A 19,694-nucleotide genomic window follows, 5' to 3' on the forward strand; every position below is an offset into this window, starting at 1 on the left:
GAAGGCTGACCGGGGCCCGCTCGGGAACTCATCGGTCGCGCGCGAGATTCTTTTCCGCTCACCCGGCGCGGGCGGCGGTCAGTCCTCGACGACCTCGGTGTCGTAGAAGCAGAAGTGGCCCTTGATCTCGGCGACTTGGGTCTTCGGCTCCGGATACGACCAGACCAGGTCCGGTGCGTCCGGCAGCGACCAGTAGTCGGCGTCGCCCTTGAAGGGACAGTGGGTGTGGGTGCCGGAGGCGGTGAGCAGATCACTGCGCACGTCCCCGGGCGGAAGGTAGTAGCGGTCGGGACAGCCTGTCTCGCGCAGGATCAGGGGCCTGCGGCTCTCCGCGAGCAGCACCCCGCCATGGCGGGCGATGACATGGACCGAGCCCTGCTCGACCGTGATGCGATGTCCGGTGTGTGCCTTCGTCATGACACGTACAGCACCGGCGGCGGCCGGCTTCTTCCCGCCCGGCCCCTCTCCGGGGGTCCGACGCCGGGTGACCCGGTCGTACGGTGGCGTCATGAACATCTGCGTCTTCCTCTCCGCCGCCGACCTCGACGACCGATACACCCGCCCGGCCCGCGAGTTCGCCGAGCTCCTCGGCAAGGGCGGGCACACGCTCGTGTGGGGCGGCTCGGAGAGCGGGCTGATGAAGGTCGTCGCCGACGGGGTGCAGGCGGCGGGCGGACGCCTCGTGGGCGTCTCCGTCGACTTCCTCCACACACTCGCCCGCGCCGACGCCGACGAGATGGTGATCGCCAAGGACCTGTCCGAGCGGAAGGCGCTGCTGCTCTCCCGCTCCGACGCCGTCGTGATCATGGTCGGCGGCACGGGCACCCTGGACGAGGCGACCGAGATCCTGGAGCTGAAGAAGCACGGCAAGCACACCAAGCCGGTCGTCCTGCTGAACACCGCCGGGTTCTACGACGGCCTCAAGCAGCAGTTCCGGCGCATGGACGAGGAGGGCTTCCTGCCCCTGCCCCTGACCGACCTGGTGTTCTTCGCCGAGGACGGTGTCGCGGCCCTCGCCTACCTGGAGGAGGCCGCCGGGGTGCAGTAGCCGGTCGCGGCAGTGCGAGCATGGGCGGTATGCCAACACATCTGATCACCGGGGCGGGCTCCGGCATCGGCGCGGCGGTCGCCCGCCGGCTCCACGAGCGCGGCGACACACTCGTCCTGCTGGCCCGCGACGCCGGCCGCGCGAAGGAACTCGCCGCCCGGTACGAGGGCGCCCGTACGCTCGTCGCCGACCTGGCCGACCCGGACCGCATCTCCAAGTCGTTCGGCATGCAGCCCATGCCGGACCGGCTCGACTCGCTCCTGCACATCGCGGGCATCGTCGACCTCGGCCCGGTGGCCGAGCTGCGGCCGACGACCTGGCACCAGCAGCTCAACGCCAACCTGATCTCGCCCGCCGAGCTGACCCGGCTGATGCTTCCGCAACTGCGCGCCTCCCGGGGCCAGGTGCTGTTCGTCAACTCGGGCGCCGGCCTCAACGCGCACGCCGACTGGTCCGCGTACGCGGCCTCCAAGCACGGACTGAAGGCGCTCGCCGACTCGCTGCGCCACGAGGAGAGCGGCAACGGCGTACGGGTCACCTCGGTCTACCCCGGCCGCACGGCAAGCCCCATGCAGGCCAAGGTGCACTCGCAGGAGGGCAAGGAGTACGACGCCGCGCGCTGGATCGACCCCGAGTCCGTCGCGACGGTCATCCTGACCGCACTGGACCTGCCGCGCGACGCGGAGATCAACGACGTGACCGTGCGGCCGGGCCGGTGAGCGACGTGCTGTTCGGACCCGCGACCGGAGTGGGCTCCATGCCCGGCACGGACGCACGCGAGGCCGCGAAGACGGTCGCCGGGTCCGTCGAGGAGTTCCCGTATCTGCCCGAGCTGCCCGCCCGCGGGCCGGGCGCCGACATGATCGGGCGGACCATCGGGCTGCTGGTCGAGATGTACGCGCATGTCGAGCCCAGCGGATGGCGCATCAGTGACCGTCCGGGCCGCGACACCCGGCGTGCCCGCTCCTGGCTCGGCGAAGACCTCGACGCGCTGGAGGAGTTCACCCAGGGATACGAGGGGCCGCTGAAGATCCAGGCGGTCGGGCCGTGGACGCTCGCCGCCGCCCTGGAGCTGCGCAACGGCGAGGCGGCCCTGTCCGACGCCGGTGCCTGCCGGGACCTCGCCGCGTCGCTGGCGGAAGGACTGCGTACGCATCTGGCGGATGTACGCCGCCGGGTGCCGGGCGCCTCCGTGACGCTCCAGCTCGACGAGCCCTCGCTGATCGCGGTGCTGCGCGGGCAGGTCGCCTCGGCCAGCGGCTACCGCACGCACCGAGCGGTGGACCGGCAGGTCGTGGAGTCCGCGCTGCGGGACGTCATGGGCGTGAGCGAAGGCCCCGTGACCGTCCACTCCTGCGCGCCGGACGTGCCGTTCGCCCTGCTGCGCCGGGCCGGCGCCGCGGGCATCTCGTTCGACTTCGGTCTGCTCACCGAGCGTGACGACGACGAGATCGGTGAGGCGGTCGAGGGCGGCACGAAGCTGTTCGCGGGAGTCGTGCCGTCCACTGACACGGCATTGTCCGACCCTGCGGGTAGCGTCATGGGTGTCAGGACGCTGTGGCGCAGGCTGGGGCTGAATCCGGGGACTCTCGCCGAGTCCGTCGTGATCACTCCCACCTGTGGACTGGCGGGTGCCTCACCGGCGTACGCGCGGGCGGCGCTCGCCCACGGCGTCCGGGCCGCGAGATCGCTCGCAGACAACCCTGAGTAAGGGTGCCGGGGAATCGGGAGGACGAAACGGTGGCTGGCGAACAGCAGACGGGACTGCCCGCAGAGGCACGGGAGCAGCATGCCCTCATCGCCGAGCAGGTCGAGGAGCACCGCTTCCGTTACTACGTGAAGGATCAGCCGGTCGTCAGCGACGGCGAGTTCGACAGGCTGATGCGCTCGCTGGAGGAGCTCGAGGAGCAGTACCCGGAGCTGCGCACACCCGAGTCCCCGACACAGAAGGTCTCCGGGCAGTACGAGACCGACCTGGCGAAGGTCGAGCACCGCGAGCGCATGCTCTCCCTGGACAACGCCTTCGACGAGGGCGAACTGTCCGCGTGGGCCGAGCGCGTCGCCCGTGACGTCGGCACCTCGGACTTCCACTTCCTGTGCGAGCTCAAGGTCGACGGCCTCGCCGTGAACCTCACGTACGAGAAGGGCAGGCTGACCCGGGCGGCCACGCGCGGCGACGGCCGGGTCGGCGAGGACATCACGCCCAACGTCCGCACGATCGCCGACATCCCCAACCGGCTGCGGGGCGACCGCATCCCGGACCTGGTGGAGATCCGCGGCGAGGTCTTCTTCCCGATGGCCAAGTTCCAGGAGCTCAACGCCCGGCGCGTGGAGGCCGGCGAGCAGCCGTACGCCAACCCGCGCAACTCCGCGTCGGGCTCGCTGCGGCAGAAGGATCCCAAGGTCACCGCGACCCTCCCGCTGCACATGGTGGTGCACGGCATCGGCGCCCGGCAGGGCTTCGACATCGACCGCCTCTCCCAGGGGTACGACCTGCTGCGCGAGTGGGGCCTGCCCACCGCACGGCACAACAAGGTCGTGGATTCCCTGGAGGGCGTGCGGGAGTTCATCGCCCACTTCGGCGAGAACCGCCACTCGATGGAGCACGAGATCGACGGGGTGGTCGTCAAGCTCGACGAGATCCCGCTCCAGGGCCGCCTCGGCTCCACCGCGCGGGCGCCGCGCTGGGCCATCGCCTGGAAGTACGCCCCGGAGGAGGTCAACACCAAGTTGGTCAACATCCGGGTCGGCGTGGGCCGTACGGGACGCGTCACGCCGTATGCCCAGGTGGAGCCGGTCACCGTGGCGGGCTCCGAGGTCGAGTTCGCCACCCTGCACAACCAGGACGTGGTCAAGTCCAAGGGCGTGCTCATCGGGGACACCGTGGTGCTGCGCAAGGCCGGTGACGTCATCCCCGAGATCCTCGGTCCGGTCGTGGACCTCAGGGACGGCAGCGAGCGGGAGTTCGTGATGCCGGCCGAGTGCCCCGAGTGCGGGACGGCCCTGCGGCCCTCGAAGGAGGGCGATGTCGATCTGCGCTGCCCCAATGCCCGTTCCTGCCCGGCCCAGTTGCGCGAGCGCCTCTTCTATCTCGCGGGCCGCAAGTCCCTGGACATCGAGCACTTCGGCTATGTGGCCGCCGCCGCGCTGACCAGACCGCTGGAGCCGGCGGAGCCGCCGCTGCGGGACGAGGGCGACCTCTTCGACCTGACCATCGAGCAGTTGCTGCCCATCAAGGCCTATGTTCTCGACCAGGACAGCGGACTGCCCAAGCGCGACCCGAAGACCGGCGAGGAGAAGATCGTGACGGTCTTCGCCAACCAGCAGGGCGAGGCGAAGAAGAACGCCGTGGCGATGCTGGAGAACATCGCCGCCGCCAAGGAGCGCCCGCTCGCCCGGGTCCTCACCGGCCTGTCCATCCGGCATGTGGGGCCGGTCGCCGCGGAGGCGCTGGCCCGTGAATTCCGGTCCATCGAGCGGATCCGCCAGGCGACCGAGGAGGAACTGGCCGCCACCGACGGCGTCGGCGGCATCATCGCCGCCTCCCTCAAGCAGTGGTTCGCGGAGCCGTGGCACGAGGAGATCCTGCGCAAGTGGGCCGCGGCCGGCGTCCGGACGGAGGAAGAGGGAGCGGGGGAGGACCAGGGCCCCCGCCCGCTCGAAGGACTCACGGTCGTCGTCACCGGGACACTGGAGAACTACACGCGGGATGGCGCAAAAGAGGCCCTCCAGGGCCTCGGGGCGAAAGTGGCCGGTTCTGTTTCGAAGAAAACGGCGTTCGTGGTGGTCGGGGACAACCCCGGCTCCAAGTACGACAAGGCGATGCAGTTGAAGGTGCCCGTCCTGGACGAACAGGGGCTGGTGATTCTGCTCGAACAGGGGCCGGATGCGGCTCGTGAGGCCGCTGTGCCCCCAGAGGCGTGACGGAGGGGGCGTGCGCGGGTCTTGGAGGGGGCTCGTTCGAGGAGCCGAAGGGGGCGCGCGGGGCGGGAATGAGACGCCCCGTGAGGGGTTCCGACGACCGGTACAGGTCACCCGTTCAGCGCATAGCAGATGGATAAGGGTGGCCGGGTCGCATTCGGGCAAGACCTGTAGAGCGCTGCCCGTCGAAGCCAACTGCGGCCTACTGTTGAGACGTGCGCCTGTCGTGCACGGCTGCGTGGTGGGATGTCAGTCGTGGTGGCATGACAACGGGAGCCATCGCGAGGCATCGGCACCGCCGGCTGTGAGAGGGACGGGAATGAAACCGACCGAGAGCGCCGCCCCGGTCTCACGGCCGCGGGGATTCGCGGCCCTGGCCGGCATGACGCCGGGACTGCCCGTCACCGTCGTCACCGGCGCCGCGTTGGTGCTCGTCGCCGGCGTCCTCGACACCGTCCGCGAAGGCCGTGCTCTGTTCCCGGGCTCCACGGCCGGCTGGTCGCTCGCCGTCCTCACCGGAATCATCGTGGGCCACCTCGTCGCCCTCGGCCGCGACCGCTGGTGGGGCGGCACCGGCTCCGGCTCCGCCCTGACCCTCGCCGTCCTGCTGCTGTTCGGCTGGGTTCCGGCCGGACTGGTCAGCCTGGCCGTCGTCGCCCTCGTCGGCGCGGCCCGCACCCACCGCCGGCGGCAAGGTCTGCTGCACGGCTCCGTCGACATCCTCGGCATCGGTGCCGCGGCTCTCGTGCTCGCCCTCTTCGGGGTGACTCCGAGCGTCGAGCAGCCCTGGGAACCACTCGACTGGGGTATCGCTGCCCTGCCCGAAGTGATGCTGGCGGCCACCGTCTATCTCACCGTCACCCGCGTCCTGTTGTGGTACGTGCTCTCGCCCCAGGGCAGCGGGCTGCCCACCATCGCCCGTACGGCCCTGATGCGGCAGGGCCTTGTCGCGGTCGCCCTGCTCGGCATCGCCCCGCTGATCTGCGTCGTCGCCGTCGCCATGCCGCTGATGCTGCCGCTGTTCGCGGTGCCGCTGATCGCGCTGGACTCCACCCTGTGGATCGCCCGGGCCCGGGCGGAGGAGCAGTTGCGCGACCCGCTCACCGGGCTGCCCAACCGGCAGTGGCTGCTGGAGCGGACCTGGGCCGCCCTGGAGGACGCGGAGGGCAGCGGCGCGCGGTCCGCGCTCGTCCTCATCGACCTCGACCGGTTCCGTTCCGTCAACGACACCCTCGGCCATCTCGCCGGCGACCGGCTGCTGCTGCAGATAGCCGAGCGGCTGCGGCTCGCTCTGCCGCGCGGCGCCGAGGCGGCCAGGCTCGGCGGCGACGAGTTCGCCGTGCTGCTGCCGGTCGCCGACTCCACCACCAGTGCCCAGCGCGTCGCCCGCCTCCTGGTCGCCGAACTGTCCTCACCGCTCGACCTGGACGGGCTCACCCTCGTCCTGGAGGCGAGCGCCGGGGTCGCCGTCTTCCCCGACCACGCGCTGGACGCCGAAGGACTGCTGCGCCGCGCGGACGTCGCCATGTACCAGGCCAAGCGGGACCGTACGGGCGTCGAGGTCTACGAATCCAAGCGCGACAGCAACACCCCCGACCGGCTCGGCCTGCTCGGCGATCTGCGCCGCGCGCTGGACGCCGGTGACGTGGAGCTGCACTACCAGCCCAAGGTCCGCTTCGACGGCCATGTGGCGGGCCTGGAGGCCCTGGTGCGCTGGGTGCACCCGGACCGCGGGCGGGTGCCGCCGGACGAGTTCATCGCCATCGCCGAGTCCTCCGGCCTGATGCCCCACCTCACGGAGTACGTGCTCGACACCGCCCTCGCGCAGGTCGCCAAGTGGCGCTCGCAGGGACTGTTCGTCCCGGTCGCCGTCAATGTCTCGCCGCGTGATGTCCACACCCCCGGCTTCGCCGGATCCGTCGCCGCCCGCCTCGCCCGGCACGGCGTCCCGCCGGGAGCCCTCCAGCTGGAGATCACCGAGCACGTGCTGCTGGAGGACCCGCAGCGCGCCGCCGACACCCTCGCCGGGCTCACCGACCACGGCGTGAAGATGTCTCTGGACGACTTCGGCACCGGCTACTCCTCGCTCGTCCATCTGCGCAGGCTCCCCGTCAGCGAACTGAAGATCGACCGCTCCTTCGTGGCCAGGCTCGCCGTGGACAACGAGGACGCGGAGATCGTCCGCTGCACCGTCGACCTCGCCCACTCGCTGGGCCTGCTGGTCGTCGCCGAGGGCGTCGAGGACGACGAGACCTGGGAGCGGCTGCGCGATCTGGGCTGCGACGCCGTGCAGGGATGGCTGGTCGCCGCCGCCATGCCGCCCCAGGAGACGACGGCCTGGCTGCGGGCCAGGGGTGAGCGCGGCTGGCACCGCCATGCGGAGGTCGAGTCCTCGGACGCCGACGAACCATCCGGCCAAGTGGTGCCCTGAAGGGCCGTACACCGGCCTCGACGGGCGCTCAGCCGCCCCCCGGCCCTGATCTGTCCGACGGCACCGGGAGGGCCTGCCGTACCGCTGTGGCCGCTCCTCGCCGGTACCGTGCGACGGCCATGAGCCGTGCCCGGAGCCGGACACCCTCCGGAGGGTGGTGCCCGCCCCCGCCTCGCCTCGCCTCGCCGCCTCGCCGCGCCACCTCCCCCGCGCCGCCCCCGCCTCGGCCCCCGCGCCCGCAGACGCGTCCCCGGCAGCTGTCAGGATGGGCCGCCCGGAGCCCGTGGAGCGGCCCGGACGCGAAACCGAATCGTGGGCAGCGCCCCGGGCCCCATAGGATTGGGCCAAACCACACACACTCACCCCTGAGGATCGCTGCATGCCTGGCATTACGCGCGAGGAGGTCGCCCACCTCGCCCGGCTGGCGCGTCTGGAGCTGAAGGGCGAAGAGCTCGATCACTTCGCCGGACAGCTCGACGACATCATCGGCGCGGTCGCCCGCGTCTCCGAGGTCGCCGACCAAGACGTACCCCCGACCTCCCACCCGCTGCCGCTGACCAATGTCATGCGCGCGGACGAGGTCCGTCCGTCGCTCACCCCCGAGCAGGCGCTCTCCGGCGCCCCGGCCCAGGAGCAGCAGCGTTTCAAGGTGCCGCAGATCCTGGGGGAGGACTGATCATCATGACGGACATCATCAAGCTCACCGCGGCCGAGATCGCCGGGAAGATCGCCGCCGGCGAACTGACCGCCGTGGAGGTCACCGAGGCCCACCTGGCCCGTATCGAAGCCGTCGACGAGAAGGTGCACGCCTTCCTGCACGTCGACCGCGAGGGCGCGCTCGCGCAGGCCCGTGCCGTCGACGCCAAGCGCGCCGCGGGCGAGAAGCTCGGCCCGCTGGCCGGTGTGCCGCTCGCGCTGAAGGACATCTTCACCACCGAGGGCATCCCGACCACCGTCGGCTCCAAGATCCTCGAAGGCTGGATCCCGCCGTACGACGCCACCCTTACGCGCAAGCTCAAGGAGGCCGACGTCGTCATCCTCGGCAAGACCAACATGGACGAGTTCGCCATGGGGTCCTCCACCGAGAACAGCGCGTACGGCCCGACGGGCAACCCGTGGGACCTGACCCGTATCCCGGGCGGTTCCGGCGGCGGCTCCAGCGCCGCGCTGGCCTCGCACCAGGCCCCGCTCGCCATCGGCACGGACACCGGCGGTTCCATCCGCCAGCCCGCGGCCGTCACCGGCACGGTCGGCGTCAAGCCCACCTACGGCGGCGTCTCCCGCTACGGCATGGTGGCGTTCTCCTCCTCCCTCGACCAGGGCGGCCCCTGTGCCCGCACGGTCCTGGACGCGGCTCTGCTGCACGAGGTCATCGCCGGCCACGACCCGCTGGACTCGACGTCCATCGACGCCCCGGTCCCGGCGGTCGTCGAGGCCGCGCGCAACGGCTCCGTCACCGGCATGCGCGTCGGTGTCGTCCAGCAGTTCCGCGGCGAGCACTACCAGGCCGGCGTCATGCAGCGCTTCGACGAGGCCGTCGCGGTGCTCAAGGAGCTGGGCGCCGAGATCATCGAGCTGGACTGCCCGTCCTTCGACCTCGGCCTGTCCGCGTACTACCTGATCGCGCCGTCCGAGTGCTCCTCGAACCTCGCCCGCTTCGACGCCATGCGCTACGGCCTGCGGGTCGGCGACGACGGCACGAAGTCCGCCGAGGAGGTCACCGCCCTCACGCGTGAGGCCGGCTTCGGCGACGAGGTCAAGCGCCGCATCATGCTCGGCACGTACGCGCTCAGCTCCGGCTACTACGACGCGTACTACGGCAGCGCCCAGAAGGTCCGCACGCTCATCAAGCAGGACTTCGACAGGTCGTTCGAGCAGGTCGACGTCATCGTTTCGCCGACGACCCCGACCACCGCCTTCCCGATCGGTGAGCGCGCCGACGACCCGATGGCGATGTACCTTGCCGACCTGTGCACCATCCCGACCAACCTGGCCGGCAACGCGGCGATGTCGCTGCCCGTCGGCCTGGCCCCGGAGGACAATCTCCCGGTCGGACTGCAGATCATCGCCCCCGCCATGAAGGACGACCGGCTGTACAAGGTCGGCGCCGCCGTCGAGGCCGCCTTCGTGGAAAAGTGGGGACACCCGCTGCTTGAGGAGGCTCCGTCGCTATGAGTGCCATGGCCAAGAAAGCCAAGAACTTCAAGAAGTCCAAGTCCGGTCTCTACGTGTCGCTCGGCACCACCGCGTTCGGTGCGCTCAGCGTCGCCAAGCAGGCCAGGCTCGCCCGCCAGGACAACGACACGCTCCGGCTCATCGATGCCGCCATCTCCGCCGCGGCCATCGTGACCGGCCTGGCGATCCTGTATCGCGAGCTGAAGCGGCTCGGCGACGACGACGTCCTGCTGGGCTGAGAGGGAATGTTTCACCGTGACCGTCACTGAACTGGTGTCGTACGAATCGGCCCTCGCCGAGTACGACCCCGTCATGGGCCTCGAGGTCCATGTCGAACTCGGCACCAAGACCAAGATGTTCTGCGGCTGTTCGACCGAGCTGGGCGCCGCGCCCAACTCGCAGACCTGCCCCACGTGCCTCGGTATGCCCGGCTCCCTCCCGGTCGTCAACGCGATCGGCGTCGAGTCGGCCATCAAGATCGGCCTCGCGCTCAACTGCGAGATCGCCGAATGGTGCCGTTTCGCCCGGAAGAACTACTTCTATCCGGACATGCCGAAGAACTTCCAGACCTCGCAGTACGACGAGCCGATCGCCTTCAACGGCTATCTGGACGTCCAGCTCGAGGACGGGGAGATCTTCCGCGTCGAGATCGAGCGCGCCCACATGGAGGAGGACACCGGCAAGTCGACGCACGTCGGCGGTGCCACCGGCCGTATCCACGGCGCGTCCCACTCCCTGCTGGACTACAACCGTGCCGGCATCCCGCTGATCGAGATCGTCACCAAGCCGATCGAGGGAGCCGGCGAGCGCGCGCCCGAGGTCGCCAAGGCGTACGTCGCCGAACTGCGCGAGCTCATCAAGGCGCTCGGTGTCTCCGAGGCCCGGATGGAGATGGGCCAGATGCGCTGCGACGTGAACCTGTCGCTGCGCCCGCACGGCCGGGAGAAGTTCGGCACGCGCTCGGAGACGAAGAACGTCAACTCCCTGCGTTCCGTCGAGCGCGCGGCCCGCTTCGAGATCCAGCGGCACGCCGCGGTGCTCGGCTCCGGCGGCACCATCGTCCAGGAGACCCGCCACTTCCACGAGGAGGACGGCTCCACGACGTCCGGCCGTGTGAAGGAGGAGGCCGAGGACTACCGGTACTTCCCGGAGCCCGACCTCGTCCCGATCGCTCCGCCGCGTGAGTGGGTCGAGGAGCTGCGGGGGTCCCTGCCCGAGCTGCCGCGGCTGCGCCGCAACCGGCTGCGCGAGGAGTGGGGTGTCTCCGAGCACGACATGCAGTCGATCCTCAACGCCGGTGCGCTCGATCTGATCGTCGCCACCGCCGACGCGGGCGCCCCGGCCGACCAGGCCCGTAAGTGGTGGATGGGCGAACTGGCCCGTAACGCCAACGAGTCCGGCCGTGCGCTGGACCAGCTGCCGATCACTCCGGAGCAGGTCGCGCGCGTCACCGCGCTCGTCGCTTCCGGCGATCTGAACGACAAGCTGGCCCGCCAGGTCATCGAGGGCGTTCTCGCGGGCGAGGGCGACCCGGACACCGTGGTCGAGAAGCGCGGCCTGAAGGTCGTCTCCGACGAGGGCGCGCTGGGCACGGCCGTCGACGAGGCGATCGCCGGCAACGCGGCCGTCGCGGACAAGATCCGCGGTGGCAAGGTGGCCGCGGTGGGCGCGCTGGTCGGCGCGGTCATGAAGGCCACCCGAGGCCAGGCGGACGCGGCTCGCGTCAAGGAGCTCATCCTGGAGAAGCTCGGCGTCACCGAGGGCTGATCGACACCCTCCTGCACCATCCCAGGCGGCCCGCACCGAACGGTGCGGGCCGCCTCGGCGTCTCCGTCGCCGGCACGGAGGCCCGCGGTCGGCAGCTGCCCCGGGTCAGTTGCGTATGCCCAGGCCCGGCAGCAGCAGCTCGCCGCGGTCCTTGCAGCTGGCGTCCCGGGCCCGCAGTTCGTTCGGCAGTTTCGTGCCCCGGGCTCTCAGCTCCGCCAGCGCCAGCCGCGCGGCCTCCGCCGCCTCGGGCCGCTCGGGCTGCGGGAACTCCGCCTGCCACCAGCCTCGGTCGCGGGAGTGCCAGCCGCGGGAGAACATCAGCCGGGCCCGCTCCGGGCTGTCCTCCCCGTCCCGGTCGTCGACCGAGACATGCAGCCCGTCCTGCAGCGAGTAGGAGATCTGGAGCTGGCGGCCGCGGTCGGCGCCGCTGGTCAGGGAGAACCCGGCCCAGTCGCCTCCGACCTGTACGGAGAGCTGCTCGATCCAGGCGGTCAGCAGCAGCCTCAGGGCGCTCTCGAAGTGTTCGAGGCTGGAGGCCATCCGCCCGCCGGGCCGCTCCACCGGACGCTCGCCGGGACCACTGCGATCCAGCTGCCAGACGTACGGCAGCAGGTCGAAGTCGTGCTGCTCGTCCGCCGACCAGGCGCCGCCCCACTCGAAGGTGCGGCGCTCCTCGCTCTCCAGGTATTCCGTGGGGTGGACCGACAGCTCGGCGTGGTGCCGGGTCGCCGAGAGGAGGACGGTCCTCGCGGCGTCCCGCCAGCGGACATTGGGCCCGTCGGCCGAACCGCCGTAGAGCGTGGGCTCACCGATCCGGGCGACGATCGTGTCGTACACCTCCCGGAACGTCTCCCGCCGCTCCCGCAGCGAGGCGCTCGGGTCGTAGGCGAGCACGGGCACGGGAACGCGGCCGATGTACCCCGCGGGCGCGTCGTGCAGCGCCAGCGCGAAGTCCGCGGCTTCGCAGGGGTTAAGGATCGGCTGATTGGTCCCCGTGGTCTCCATGCCGTCCATCGTGCCAGTCGCCGCAGACAACACCGGGGGTGCGCAGGCGGATTTACGGTTTCCGGACGGCGCGGATTCGCCCCCGGGACACCGGCCGGACGCGGGCGTACAGGTCACGGCCCTCTCCCGTCCGGCCGGGAAGCGCCGCACAGCCCACGCAGCGGGATCGGAGTCCCGCGGACCTGGCGAGAATTCGCGGTGCCGAGGGGACGGGCACGGCCCGTCGGCAGGGGGAGGGCCGGCACGGGACCGTTCACCACGGCGCCGTCCGTGGGTCTTCCCCAGGTCATCCGGCCCGATTACGGTCCCCGGCAGCACCGGAATCAGGAGGATCACGTGACCACTGACATGTCACGGCGGCGTCTGCTCGCCCTCGGCGGAGGCGCCATCGGCGCCGCGGCGGCCGGGTCGTTGCTGCCTCCGTCCCTGCAGGCGGCACTGGCCGCCGAGCCTCCTTCCGGCGGGATGCGGGCGATCAGGCATGTCGTCGTGCTGATGCAGGAGAACCGGTCCTTCGACCACTACTTCGGCGCGCTCCGCGGTGTCCGCGGCTTCGGCGACCGCAACGCTGTCGAGCTGCCCACCGGAGGGTCCGTCTTCGAGCAGCCGGGACCGAACGGCAGCGCCGTGCTGCCCTTCCCGGTACGCGAGGCCGCCGAGGCACAGCAGAAGGACCTCCAGTACATCGGCGCACTCGACCACTCCTGGAGCGGCGGCGCCAAGGCCTGGGGCGGCGGCTGGATGAACAACTGGGTCTCCGCCAAGTCGGCCGCCACGATGGCGTACTACGACCGGCGTGACATCCCGCTGCACTACGAACTCGCCGACACCTTCACCGTCTGCGACGCCTACCACTCCTCGATCCACACCTCCACCAGCCCCAACCGCAACCACCTGTGGAGCGGGAGGACCGGCTTCGAGGCGGACGGGACGCGTGCCGTCGACAACGACGCCTACGACGAGGGCACCCACCCCGGCTACGACTGGGGCACGTACGCCGAACGTCTGGAGCGGGCCGGGCGCAGCTGGAAGACGTACACCGAGTGGGAGAACTTCACCGACAACCAGCTGGAGTTCTTCACCACCTTCAAGGCCGTGGCCCGCAAGGCGCTCGCCCGGACCGGCGGCCACACCTTCATGGAGTCGTTCTACGCGGCCGTCCGCGAGACCGAGAACACCGACGACACCGCCGAACGCGAACGGCTGCTGGGCCTGCTGGAGGAAGGCGTCGCCGCGCTCTCCCGCACCGAGCGCCGGCTCTTCGAGCGCGGGCTGCGGCGCGTGCCGACCGGCACCCTCGCCGAGGAGTTCGCACGGGACGTTGCCGCGGGCACGCTGCCCGACGTGTCCTATCTCGTCCCCTCCGCGGTCGACTCCGAGCACCCGAGCGTCTCCTCGCCCATCCACAGCGCCACGATCGTCTACAAGATCCTGGACGCTCTCGGCAGGCATCCCGAGGTGTGGCGGCACACCGCCCTGCTCATCAACTACGACGAGAACGACGGCTTCTTCGACCATGTGCCGCCGCCCGTCGCTCCCCCCGAGATCACCGAGGAGCAGTGGCAGGGCAAGCCCACCGGCCTCGGCATCCGGGTGCCGATGCTCGTCGTCTCGCCGTGGTCCGTCGGCGGCTACGTCTGCTCCGAGGTCTTCGACCACACCTCCGTGATCCGCTTCCTGGAGGAATGGACGGGCGTACGGGAGCCCAACATCGGCGCCTGGCGTCGCACGGTCACCGGGGACCTCACCTCCGCGTTCGACTTCCGCCGGGGCAGGCCGCAGCCGGACGTCGAACAGCCCGGCGCCATTCCGGCGTTCAGCGGCCGCTGGCAGCCGAAGCCCCCGCAGGTCCAGCGGATGCCGGAGCAGGAGCCGGGCAGCCGGCCCGCGCGGCCGCTGCCGTACCAGCCCGATGCCCACGGCCGGGTCACCGGCGGCTCGTTCACGGTCGCGCTCAGCAACAGCGGCCGGTCGAGCGCGCACTTCGCGCTCTACCCGTACGCGGGTGAGTTCCCCGTCCCGCAGCACAAGGACGTCCGGGGCACGGCGCGCTGGACGGTCCCCCTCGCCGGGGACGCCTACCGCTTCACGATCACCGGACCCAACGGCTTCCGCCGTGAGTTCGCGGGCACCGCCGAAGGTTCCGCCGCGCTCACCACGCAGGTCGACCACCACGACCGGGATCTCCACCTCGTGCTGCGCAACGCGGGCAGCAGGCCGGTCACCTTCACCGTCCGGCCGCTGGCCTACGTCGACGAGGCCGACCTCGACGACTGGACCCGCTCCCTCACGGTCAAGCCCGGCCGCAGCCGCACCGTCGTCCACTCGGCGGCCGACGCGCACGGCTGGTACGACATCGAGGTGACGGCCGACCGCGAGCCCGCGTTCCGCCGCCGGTTGACGGGTCATGTCGAGAACGGCCGTGCCAGCGTGTCGGGGTGAGCGCACACGCCTGTGAGTAAGCCCACGAAAGGGGCAAAGGATCACGATCGGCTGTCAGAGTGTTGCCTTGTAGGTCATGAGTTCTTTGCGGGCTGTTCCCGGACAAAGATCCACGAACCATCCGGGGAGCAGTCCGTTGGCAGCCATTGCCCGTTGGTGCGTCGCGCACCGGCTCGTCGCCGTACTCCTCTGGCTGTTCACCCTCGGGGGCGCCGCCGCCGCCGCGGGGTTCGCGGGCTCCGCGTACTCCACCGACTACGACGTCCCCGGCACCGAGTCGGGCCGCGCCACGGCGCTGCTCGACGCCGGCTTCCCCGGCCGGGGCGGCGACTCCGACACCGTCGTCTGGCACACCGAGGACGGCAGCGTCCGGGCCGCCGAGGTCCGGCAGCGCATGTCCCGGATGCTCGGTGAGGTCGCCGGGCTCGACGGAGTCGCCGCCGTCACCGGCCCGTACGGCTCCGAGGGCGTGGGGCAGATCAGCGAGGACGGACGCACCGCCTTCGCCACCGTCGTCTTCACGCAGAAGGCCGACGGCATTCCGCTGCCGCAGATCGAAGCGGTCGTCAACGCCGCCGAAGCCGCCGAGACGGACACGGTCCAGGTCGCGCTCGGCGGCAGTGCGGTCGTCCGCACGGAATCGGCGTCGCCGGGGCATGCCGCCGAGGTCGTCGGGGTGGCCGTCGCGGCCGTCGTCCTGTTCCTCGCCTTCGGCTCCCTCGCGGCCAGTCTGCTGCCGATCGCCACCGCCCTGGTCTCCGTCGGCACGGCGTACGCGGGCATCGTCCTGCTCGGCCATGTGATGACCGTCGCCGACTTCGCGCCGATGCTCGGGCTGCTGATCGGGCTGGGCGTCGGTATCGACTACGCGCTGTTCATCGTCACCAGACACCGCACGGGCCTGCGCCGCGGGCTGCCGGTCGCGGAGGCAGCCCACAACGCCGTCGCCACCACCGGGCGAGCAGTGGTCTTCGCCGGCGCCACCGTCTGCATCGCCCTGCTCGGCATGCTCATCCTGCGGCTCGACTTCCTCAACGGCGTGGCGATCGCCGCATGCCTCACCGTCGTTCTGACGGTGGCCGCCTCGGTGACCCTGCTGCCCGCCCTGCTGTCCTTCATCGGCATGCGCGCGCTCGGCGCACGCGAACGGCGCCGACTGGCCAGGCGCGGCCCCCGGCGAGAACTGCCCTCCGGGTTCGCCGCCCGCTGGTCCGCGTTCGTGGAACGCCGGCCGAAGCTGCTGGGAGGCGTCGCGGCCGTCGTCATGCTGGTCCTCGCGGTTCCGACCCTCTCGCTCCACCTCGGCACCTCGGACCAGGGCAACAACGCCTCCACCGCGACCACCCGGCAGGCGTACGACCTGCTCGCCGACGGGTTCGGCGCAGGCGTCAACGGACCCCTCACCCTCGTCGCCCGCCTCGACAGCGCCGACGACCGGCTCGCGATGAACACCCTGGCGGGCACCCTGCGCGGCACGGAAGGCGTCGCGTCGGCCGGTCCCGTGACGTACAACGGCAGCGGCGACACGGCCCTGCTCCCCGTCGTACCGGAGTCCGCGCCCCAGTCGAAGGCCACCAGCGAACTCGTGGACCGGCTGCGCGACGACGTCCTGCCGGCCGCCACCGACGGCACGTCGCTCGCCGTGTACGTCGGCGGAGTCACCGCGAGCTACGACGACTTCGCCGACATCATCGTCGGCAAACTGCCCCTCTTCGTGGGCGTGGTCATCGCCCTCGGCTGTCTGCTTCTGCTGCTGGCGTTCCGCTCGGTCGGCATCCCCTTGAAGGCCGCCGTGATGAATGTGGCCGCCGTCGCCTCGTCCTTCGGCATCGTCGTCGCCGTCTTCCAGTGGGGCTGGGGCAGTGAGCTCCTGGGACTCGGCCGGGCGGGCCCCATCGAGCCCTTCCTGCCGGTCATCATGGTCTCGGTGCTCTTCGGACTCTCGATGGACTACCAGGTCTTCCTGGTCAGCCGGATGTACGAGGAGTGGCTGGAGACCGGCGACAACTGCCGGGCCGTGCGCGTCGGGCTCGCCGAGACCGGCCGGGTGATCAACTCCGCGGCCGTCATCATGATCTCCGTCTTCCTCGCCTTCGTCCTCAGCGGCGACCGGGTCATCGCGATGTTCGGCATCGCGCTCGCGGCGGCCGTCGCCCTGGACGCCTTCGTCCTGCGCACGCTGCTGGTGCCCGCCCTCATGCACCTGCTCGGCGGTGCCAACTGGTGGCTCCCCGGCTGGCTCGACCGCCGGCTGCCGAGGATCAGTATCGAAGCCCCCGACATCCGTTCGCATGCGAGGATCCCAGGGCAGCGCACGAGCGAGGACGGGCAGCTCGTGCCATGACGGGCAGCTCGTGCCATGACGGGCCGAAGGAGCTCCGATGTTCGCGATATCCCTGGGCGACGAGGCGGCGGAACTGCGCCCCCTGGAGCCGTGGCAGGCCGAGGAGTTCCTCGCCCACATGGACCGCGGGCGTGAGTTCATCGGTGAGTTCATCGCCCTCGCCGCCGCGGCCACGGACCTCGATTCGGCCCGGGCCTTCCTGCACTCCTACGCGGAGAAGCAGGCGGCGGACGGCGGACGGATCTACGGCATCTGGCTGGACGGGACGCTGGTCGGCGGTGTGCTCTTCCGGGTCTTCGACGCCGCCCTGGAGTACTGCGAGGTCGGCTGCTGGCTCGAACCGGCGGCCGTCGGCAAGGGGCTCGTCACCCGGGCGGTCCGGTTGCTGATCGACTGGGCCGTGGTCGAGCGGGGAATCCACCGCGTCGAGTGGATGGCGGCCTCCGGGAACACCGCGAGCGTCAATGTCGCCAAACGGCTCGGGATGACGCGGGAGGGCGTGCTGCGGGACGCGTTCCCCTACCGGGGAGTACGGCACGACATGGAGGTCTGGTCGGTCCTGGCGCCGGAGTGGCGGGAGCTGCGGAGCCGCTGACCGGCCGTGCCTTCCCGCCCGGCCGCGCTCGTTAAGGGGACTCTCAGACAAGCCGCCTAGCGTGCGCCCCATGAACCCCACCGAAACCGACAAGACCACCGACAAGACGACGCAGCCGGCGGCGGCCGGTACCGGCGCTGTCGACACGAAGGCCGAGGACACGGCCGTCGCGGCCCCCGGGACGTCGGGGAAGACCGCAGGTACGACCGCGGAGACCGTGGGGGACGAGCACGACACCGCGGTCTTGGACGACATCGACGACGAGCGGCCGGATGCGGACGACGACGGACCGACGCCGCGTGCGTCCTCCGGCCTCGTCGCGTCCGCCGGAGCCGTCTTCGCGGCGGGACTGGGCGTCGTCGGCCTCAGCGGCAGCTGGATCGGCCGGGTCGCCGCCGAGCGGCAGACCCTGATCGGCCAGATCAAGACGTCCCAGGGCGGCTCCCCGGCCGACCAGATCTCCGCGATCTACGGCGACGCCTGGCACACCACCGCCCTCAGCAACGGCGTCTTCGCGCTGCTCGCGCTGATCATCGGGCTCGTCGTCCTCACCCGGCCCCGGAAGTCCGGCTGGGTACCCGCCGTCGCCGTGGCCGGAGCCGCACTCGGCGCCCTCGGACTGATCGTGTCCATCGGCATGTACTTCGACATCATCCTGGCCCTGCCCAGCGCCGGGTCCTGAGCCCAGGGCAGCCACCCCGGGGCACCGGGCACCGGTAAATCCGGTGCCCCGAACCCCTGCCGGGTGTTCCCCTGTGCGGATGGACCATGAGGAAGCACTCCGGCTGTTCGACCGCAGGCTCCGTCGGCGCACCGGCGCCGACGGGCCACAGGCCCGGCTGCGGCGGGCCGGCGACGTGATCCGGGAGAGCGGCTCCGACGACGACTGGCACGGCGTCGTCTGGTCGGGTCTCGACGCCGCCACCGCCGACGCGGCCATCGCCGCACAGATCGCGTACTTCACCGCGCTCGGACGCGACTTCGAGTGGAAGCTGTACGCCTACGACCGGCCCGGCGACCTCGGTGCCCGGCTGCGGGCCGCGGGCTTCACGCCCGAGCCCGAGGAGACGCTGATGGTCGCCGAGACCGCCGCTCTTCCGGCCCCCACCACGCTCCCCGACGGCATCCGGCTCGTGGAGGTCACCGACCCCGCGGGTGTGGAGCTGATGGCCGAGGTGCACGAGCAGGCCTTCGGCACCAGTGCGGCGAAACTGCGCGACCAGCTCCTCGCACAGCTCTCGCGGACACCCGACACCGTCCTGATGACCCTGGCCATGGCCGGTGACGTGCCGGTCTGCGCGGCCCGGATGGAACTGCACCCCGGCACCGGGTTCGCGAGCCTGTGGGGCGGCGGCACCCTCGAGGCCTGGCGGGGCCGCGGCATCTACCGTGCGCTGGTCGCCCACCGCGCCCGCCTCGCCGCGGCGAAGGGCTACCGCTACCTCCAGGTCGATGCCTCGGACCAGAGCCGCCCCATTCTTGAGCGGCTCGGATTCGCCGTCCTCACCACCACGACGCCCTACCTCTACGAGCAGCGCGTCCACCCGTCGCGACCGGCCGTCTGAGGCCCCTCGCAGCGCGCCCTGAGGCGGTACGCGAGCGGGCCTTAGGCCTTACCCGACGGCCGTACGGCCCGTCTAAGGCCCCCGCCCCGGCGAAGATGCGGCACTCTCCCGATGTGAGCGACCCCCCTGGGGGACGAGATTGGTGGCACGGCGGAAAGCCGGCAGGACCACCGAAGAATCCGACCAGGGAGTACGAGATGTTCGAGTACGAGATCGCATCGATCCGCCGGGCCGAGCTCATCCGGGAGGCCGAGACCGAGCGCCTGGTGCGCCAGGTGCGACTGGCCCGCCGTGCCGCGAGGCGGTCGGCCAAGGACGGGGAGGGGCCGGTGAGCCGGCTCAGGGAACACTTCGTCCGGGCCGCCTGAACCGGCCGGGCCGTCCGACCGTGACCGTCGTAC

17 protein-coding genes are annotated in these 19,694 nt (G+C 71.2%); 15 read left to right on the forward strand and 2 right to left on the reverse strand.

Features of this window, described 5'->3' with window-relative positions:
* Positions 1-78 precede the first annotated feature (78 nt).
* Complete coding sequence (locus OHA05_RS25590; protein ID WP_313943940.1) at positions 79-417, reverse strand: DUF427 domain-containing protein; 339 nt, start codon at positions 415-417, stop codon at positions 79-81.
* A gap of 91 nt (positions 418-508) precedes the next feature.
* Between OHA05_RS25590 and OHA05_RS25595 the strand changes: the two genes are divergently transcribed.
* The 9 genes from OHA05_RS25595 to gatB all read left to right on the forward strand — a co-directional run bounded on the left by OHA05_RS25595 (position 509) and on the right by gatB (position 11,342).
* Positions 509-1,048 carry a TIGR00730 family Rossman fold protein gene (locus OHA05_RS25595; RefSeq protein WP_313943939.1) on the forward strand — a complete coding sequence of 180 codons (540 nt, stop codon included), beginning with the start codon at positions 509-511 and terminating at the stop codon, positions 1,046-1,048.
* 29 nt (positions 1,049-1,077) lie between these two features.
* Complete coding sequence (locus tag OHA05_RS25600; RefSeq protein ID WP_313943938.1) at positions 1,078-1,767, forward strand: SDR family oxidoreductase; 690 nt, start codon at positions 1,078-1,080, stop codon at positions 1,765-1,767.
* A gap of 38 nt (positions 1,768-1,805) precedes the next feature.
* Positions 1,806-2,759, forward strand: a complete 954-nt coding sequence (locus OHA05_RS25605; RefSeq protein WP_443043845.1) for a methionine synthase — start codon at positions 1,806-1,808, stop codon at positions 2,757-2,759.
* Positions 2,760-2,788: 29 nt separating this feature from the next.
* Complete coding sequence (gene ligA / locus OHA05_RS25610; protein ID WP_328861821.1) at positions 2,789-4,972, forward strand: NAD-dependent DNA ligase LigA; 2,184 nt, start codon at positions 2,789-2,791, stop codon at positions 4,970-4,972.
* 316 nt (positions 4,973-5,288) lie between these two features.
* Positions 5,289-7,400 carry a putative bifunctional diguanylate cyclase/phosphodiesterase gene (locus OHA05_RS25615; protein WP_313943935.1) on the forward strand — a complete coding sequence of 704 codons (2,112 nt, stop codon included), beginning with the start codon at positions 5,289-5,291 and terminating at the stop codon, positions 7,398-7,400.
* Positions 7,401-7,779: 379 nt separating this feature from the next.
* Entirely contained in the window at positions 7,780-8,076 is a 297-nt protein-coding gene (gatC, locus tag OHA05_RS25620; protein WP_015036350.1) for an Asp-tRNA(Asn)/Glu-tRNA(Gln) amidotransferase subunit GatC, read from the forward strand.
* Positions 8,077-8,081: 5 nt separating this feature from the next.
* A complete protein-coding gene (gene gatA / locus OHA05_RS25625; RefSeq protein ID WP_313943934.1) occupies positions 8,082-9,575 on the forward strand; it encodes an Asp-tRNA(Asn)/Glu-tRNA(Gln) amidotransferase subunit GatA in 1,494 nt (497 codons plus the stop codon).
* Positions 9,572-9,814 carry a hypothetical protein gene (locus tag OHA05_RS25630; protein ID WP_313943933.1) on the forward strand — a complete coding sequence of 81 codons (243 nt, stop codon included), beginning with the start codon at positions 9,572-9,574 and terminating at the stop codon, positions 9,812-9,814. The genes gatA and OHA05_RS25630 overlap by 4 nt, the downstream gene beginning before the upstream one ends.
* A gap of 16 nt (positions 9,815-9,830) precedes the next feature.
* Positions 9,831-11,342 carry an Asp-tRNA(Asn)/Glu-tRNA(Gln) amidotransferase subunit GatB gene (gatB, locus tag OHA05_RS25635; RefSeq protein WP_313943932.1) on the forward strand — a complete coding sequence of 504 codons (1,512 nt, stop codon included), beginning with the start codon at positions 9,831-9,833 and terminating at the stop codon, positions 11,340-11,342.
* A 105-nt stretch (positions 11,343-11,447) separates the two neighbouring features.
* On the opposite strand, the gene OHA05_RS25640 is transcribed toward gatB, so the two are convergent.
* A complete protein-coding gene (locus tag OHA05_RS25640) occupies positions 11,448-12,347 on the reverse strand; it encodes a hypothetical protein (protein ID WP_313943931.1) in 900 nt (299 codons plus the stop codon).
* A gap of 336 nt (positions 12,348-12,683) precedes the next feature.
* On the opposite strand from OHA05_RS25640, the gene OHA05_RS25645 reads away from it, so the two are divergent.
* The 6 genes from OHA05_RS25645 (at position 12,684) to OHA05_RS25670 (ending at position 19,661) form a co-directional block, all read left to right on the forward strand.
* Positions 12,684-14,789: a phosphocholine-specific phospholipase C gene (locus OHA05_RS25645; RefSeq protein WP_328861822.1), complete on the forward strand. Its 2,106-nt coding sequence runs from the start codon at positions 12,684-12,686 to the stop codon at positions 14,787-14,789.
* A gap of 136 nt (positions 14,790-14,925) precedes the next feature.
* Entirely contained in the window at positions 14,926-17,133 is a 2,208-nt protein-coding gene (locus OHA05_RS25650) for an MMPL family transporter (RefSeq protein WP_313943929.1), read from the forward strand.
* A 37-nt stretch (positions 17,134-17,170) separates the two neighbouring features.
* The gene (locus OHA05_RS25655) at positions 17,171-17,728 is read left to right on the forward strand and encodes a GNAT family N-acetyltransferase (RefSeq protein ID WP_313943928.1); all 558 of its coding nucleotides are present in this window, start codon (positions 17,171-17,173) and stop codon (positions 17,726-17,728) included.
* Positions 17,729-17,798: 70 nt separating this feature from the next.
* Positions 17,799-18,410: a hypothetical protein gene (locus tag OHA05_RS25660; protein ID WP_328861823.1), complete on the forward strand. Its 612-nt coding sequence runs from the start codon at positions 17,799-17,801 to the stop codon at positions 18,408-18,410.
* Positions 18,411-18,489: 79 nt separating this feature from the next.
* Positions 18,490-19,293 (forward strand): GNAT family N-acetyltransferase, encoded by an 804-nt coding sequence (locus OHA05_RS25665; protein WP_313943926.1) that lies wholly within the window; start codon positions 18,490-18,492, stop codon positions 19,291-19,293.
* A gap of 197 nt (positions 19,294-19,490) precedes the next feature.
* Positions 19,491-19,661: a hypothetical protein gene (locus tag OHA05_RS25670; protein WP_313943925.1), complete on the forward strand. Its 171-nt coding sequence runs from the start codon at positions 19,491-19,493 to the stop codon at positions 19,659-19,661.
* Positions 19,662-19,694: the final 33 nt, after the last annotated feature.

The organism is Streptomyces sp. NBC_00306, assembly GCF_036169555.1.
Lineage (GTDB): Bacteria > Actinomycetota > Actinomycetes > Streptomycetales > Streptomycetaceae > Streptomyces > Streptomyces achmelvichensis.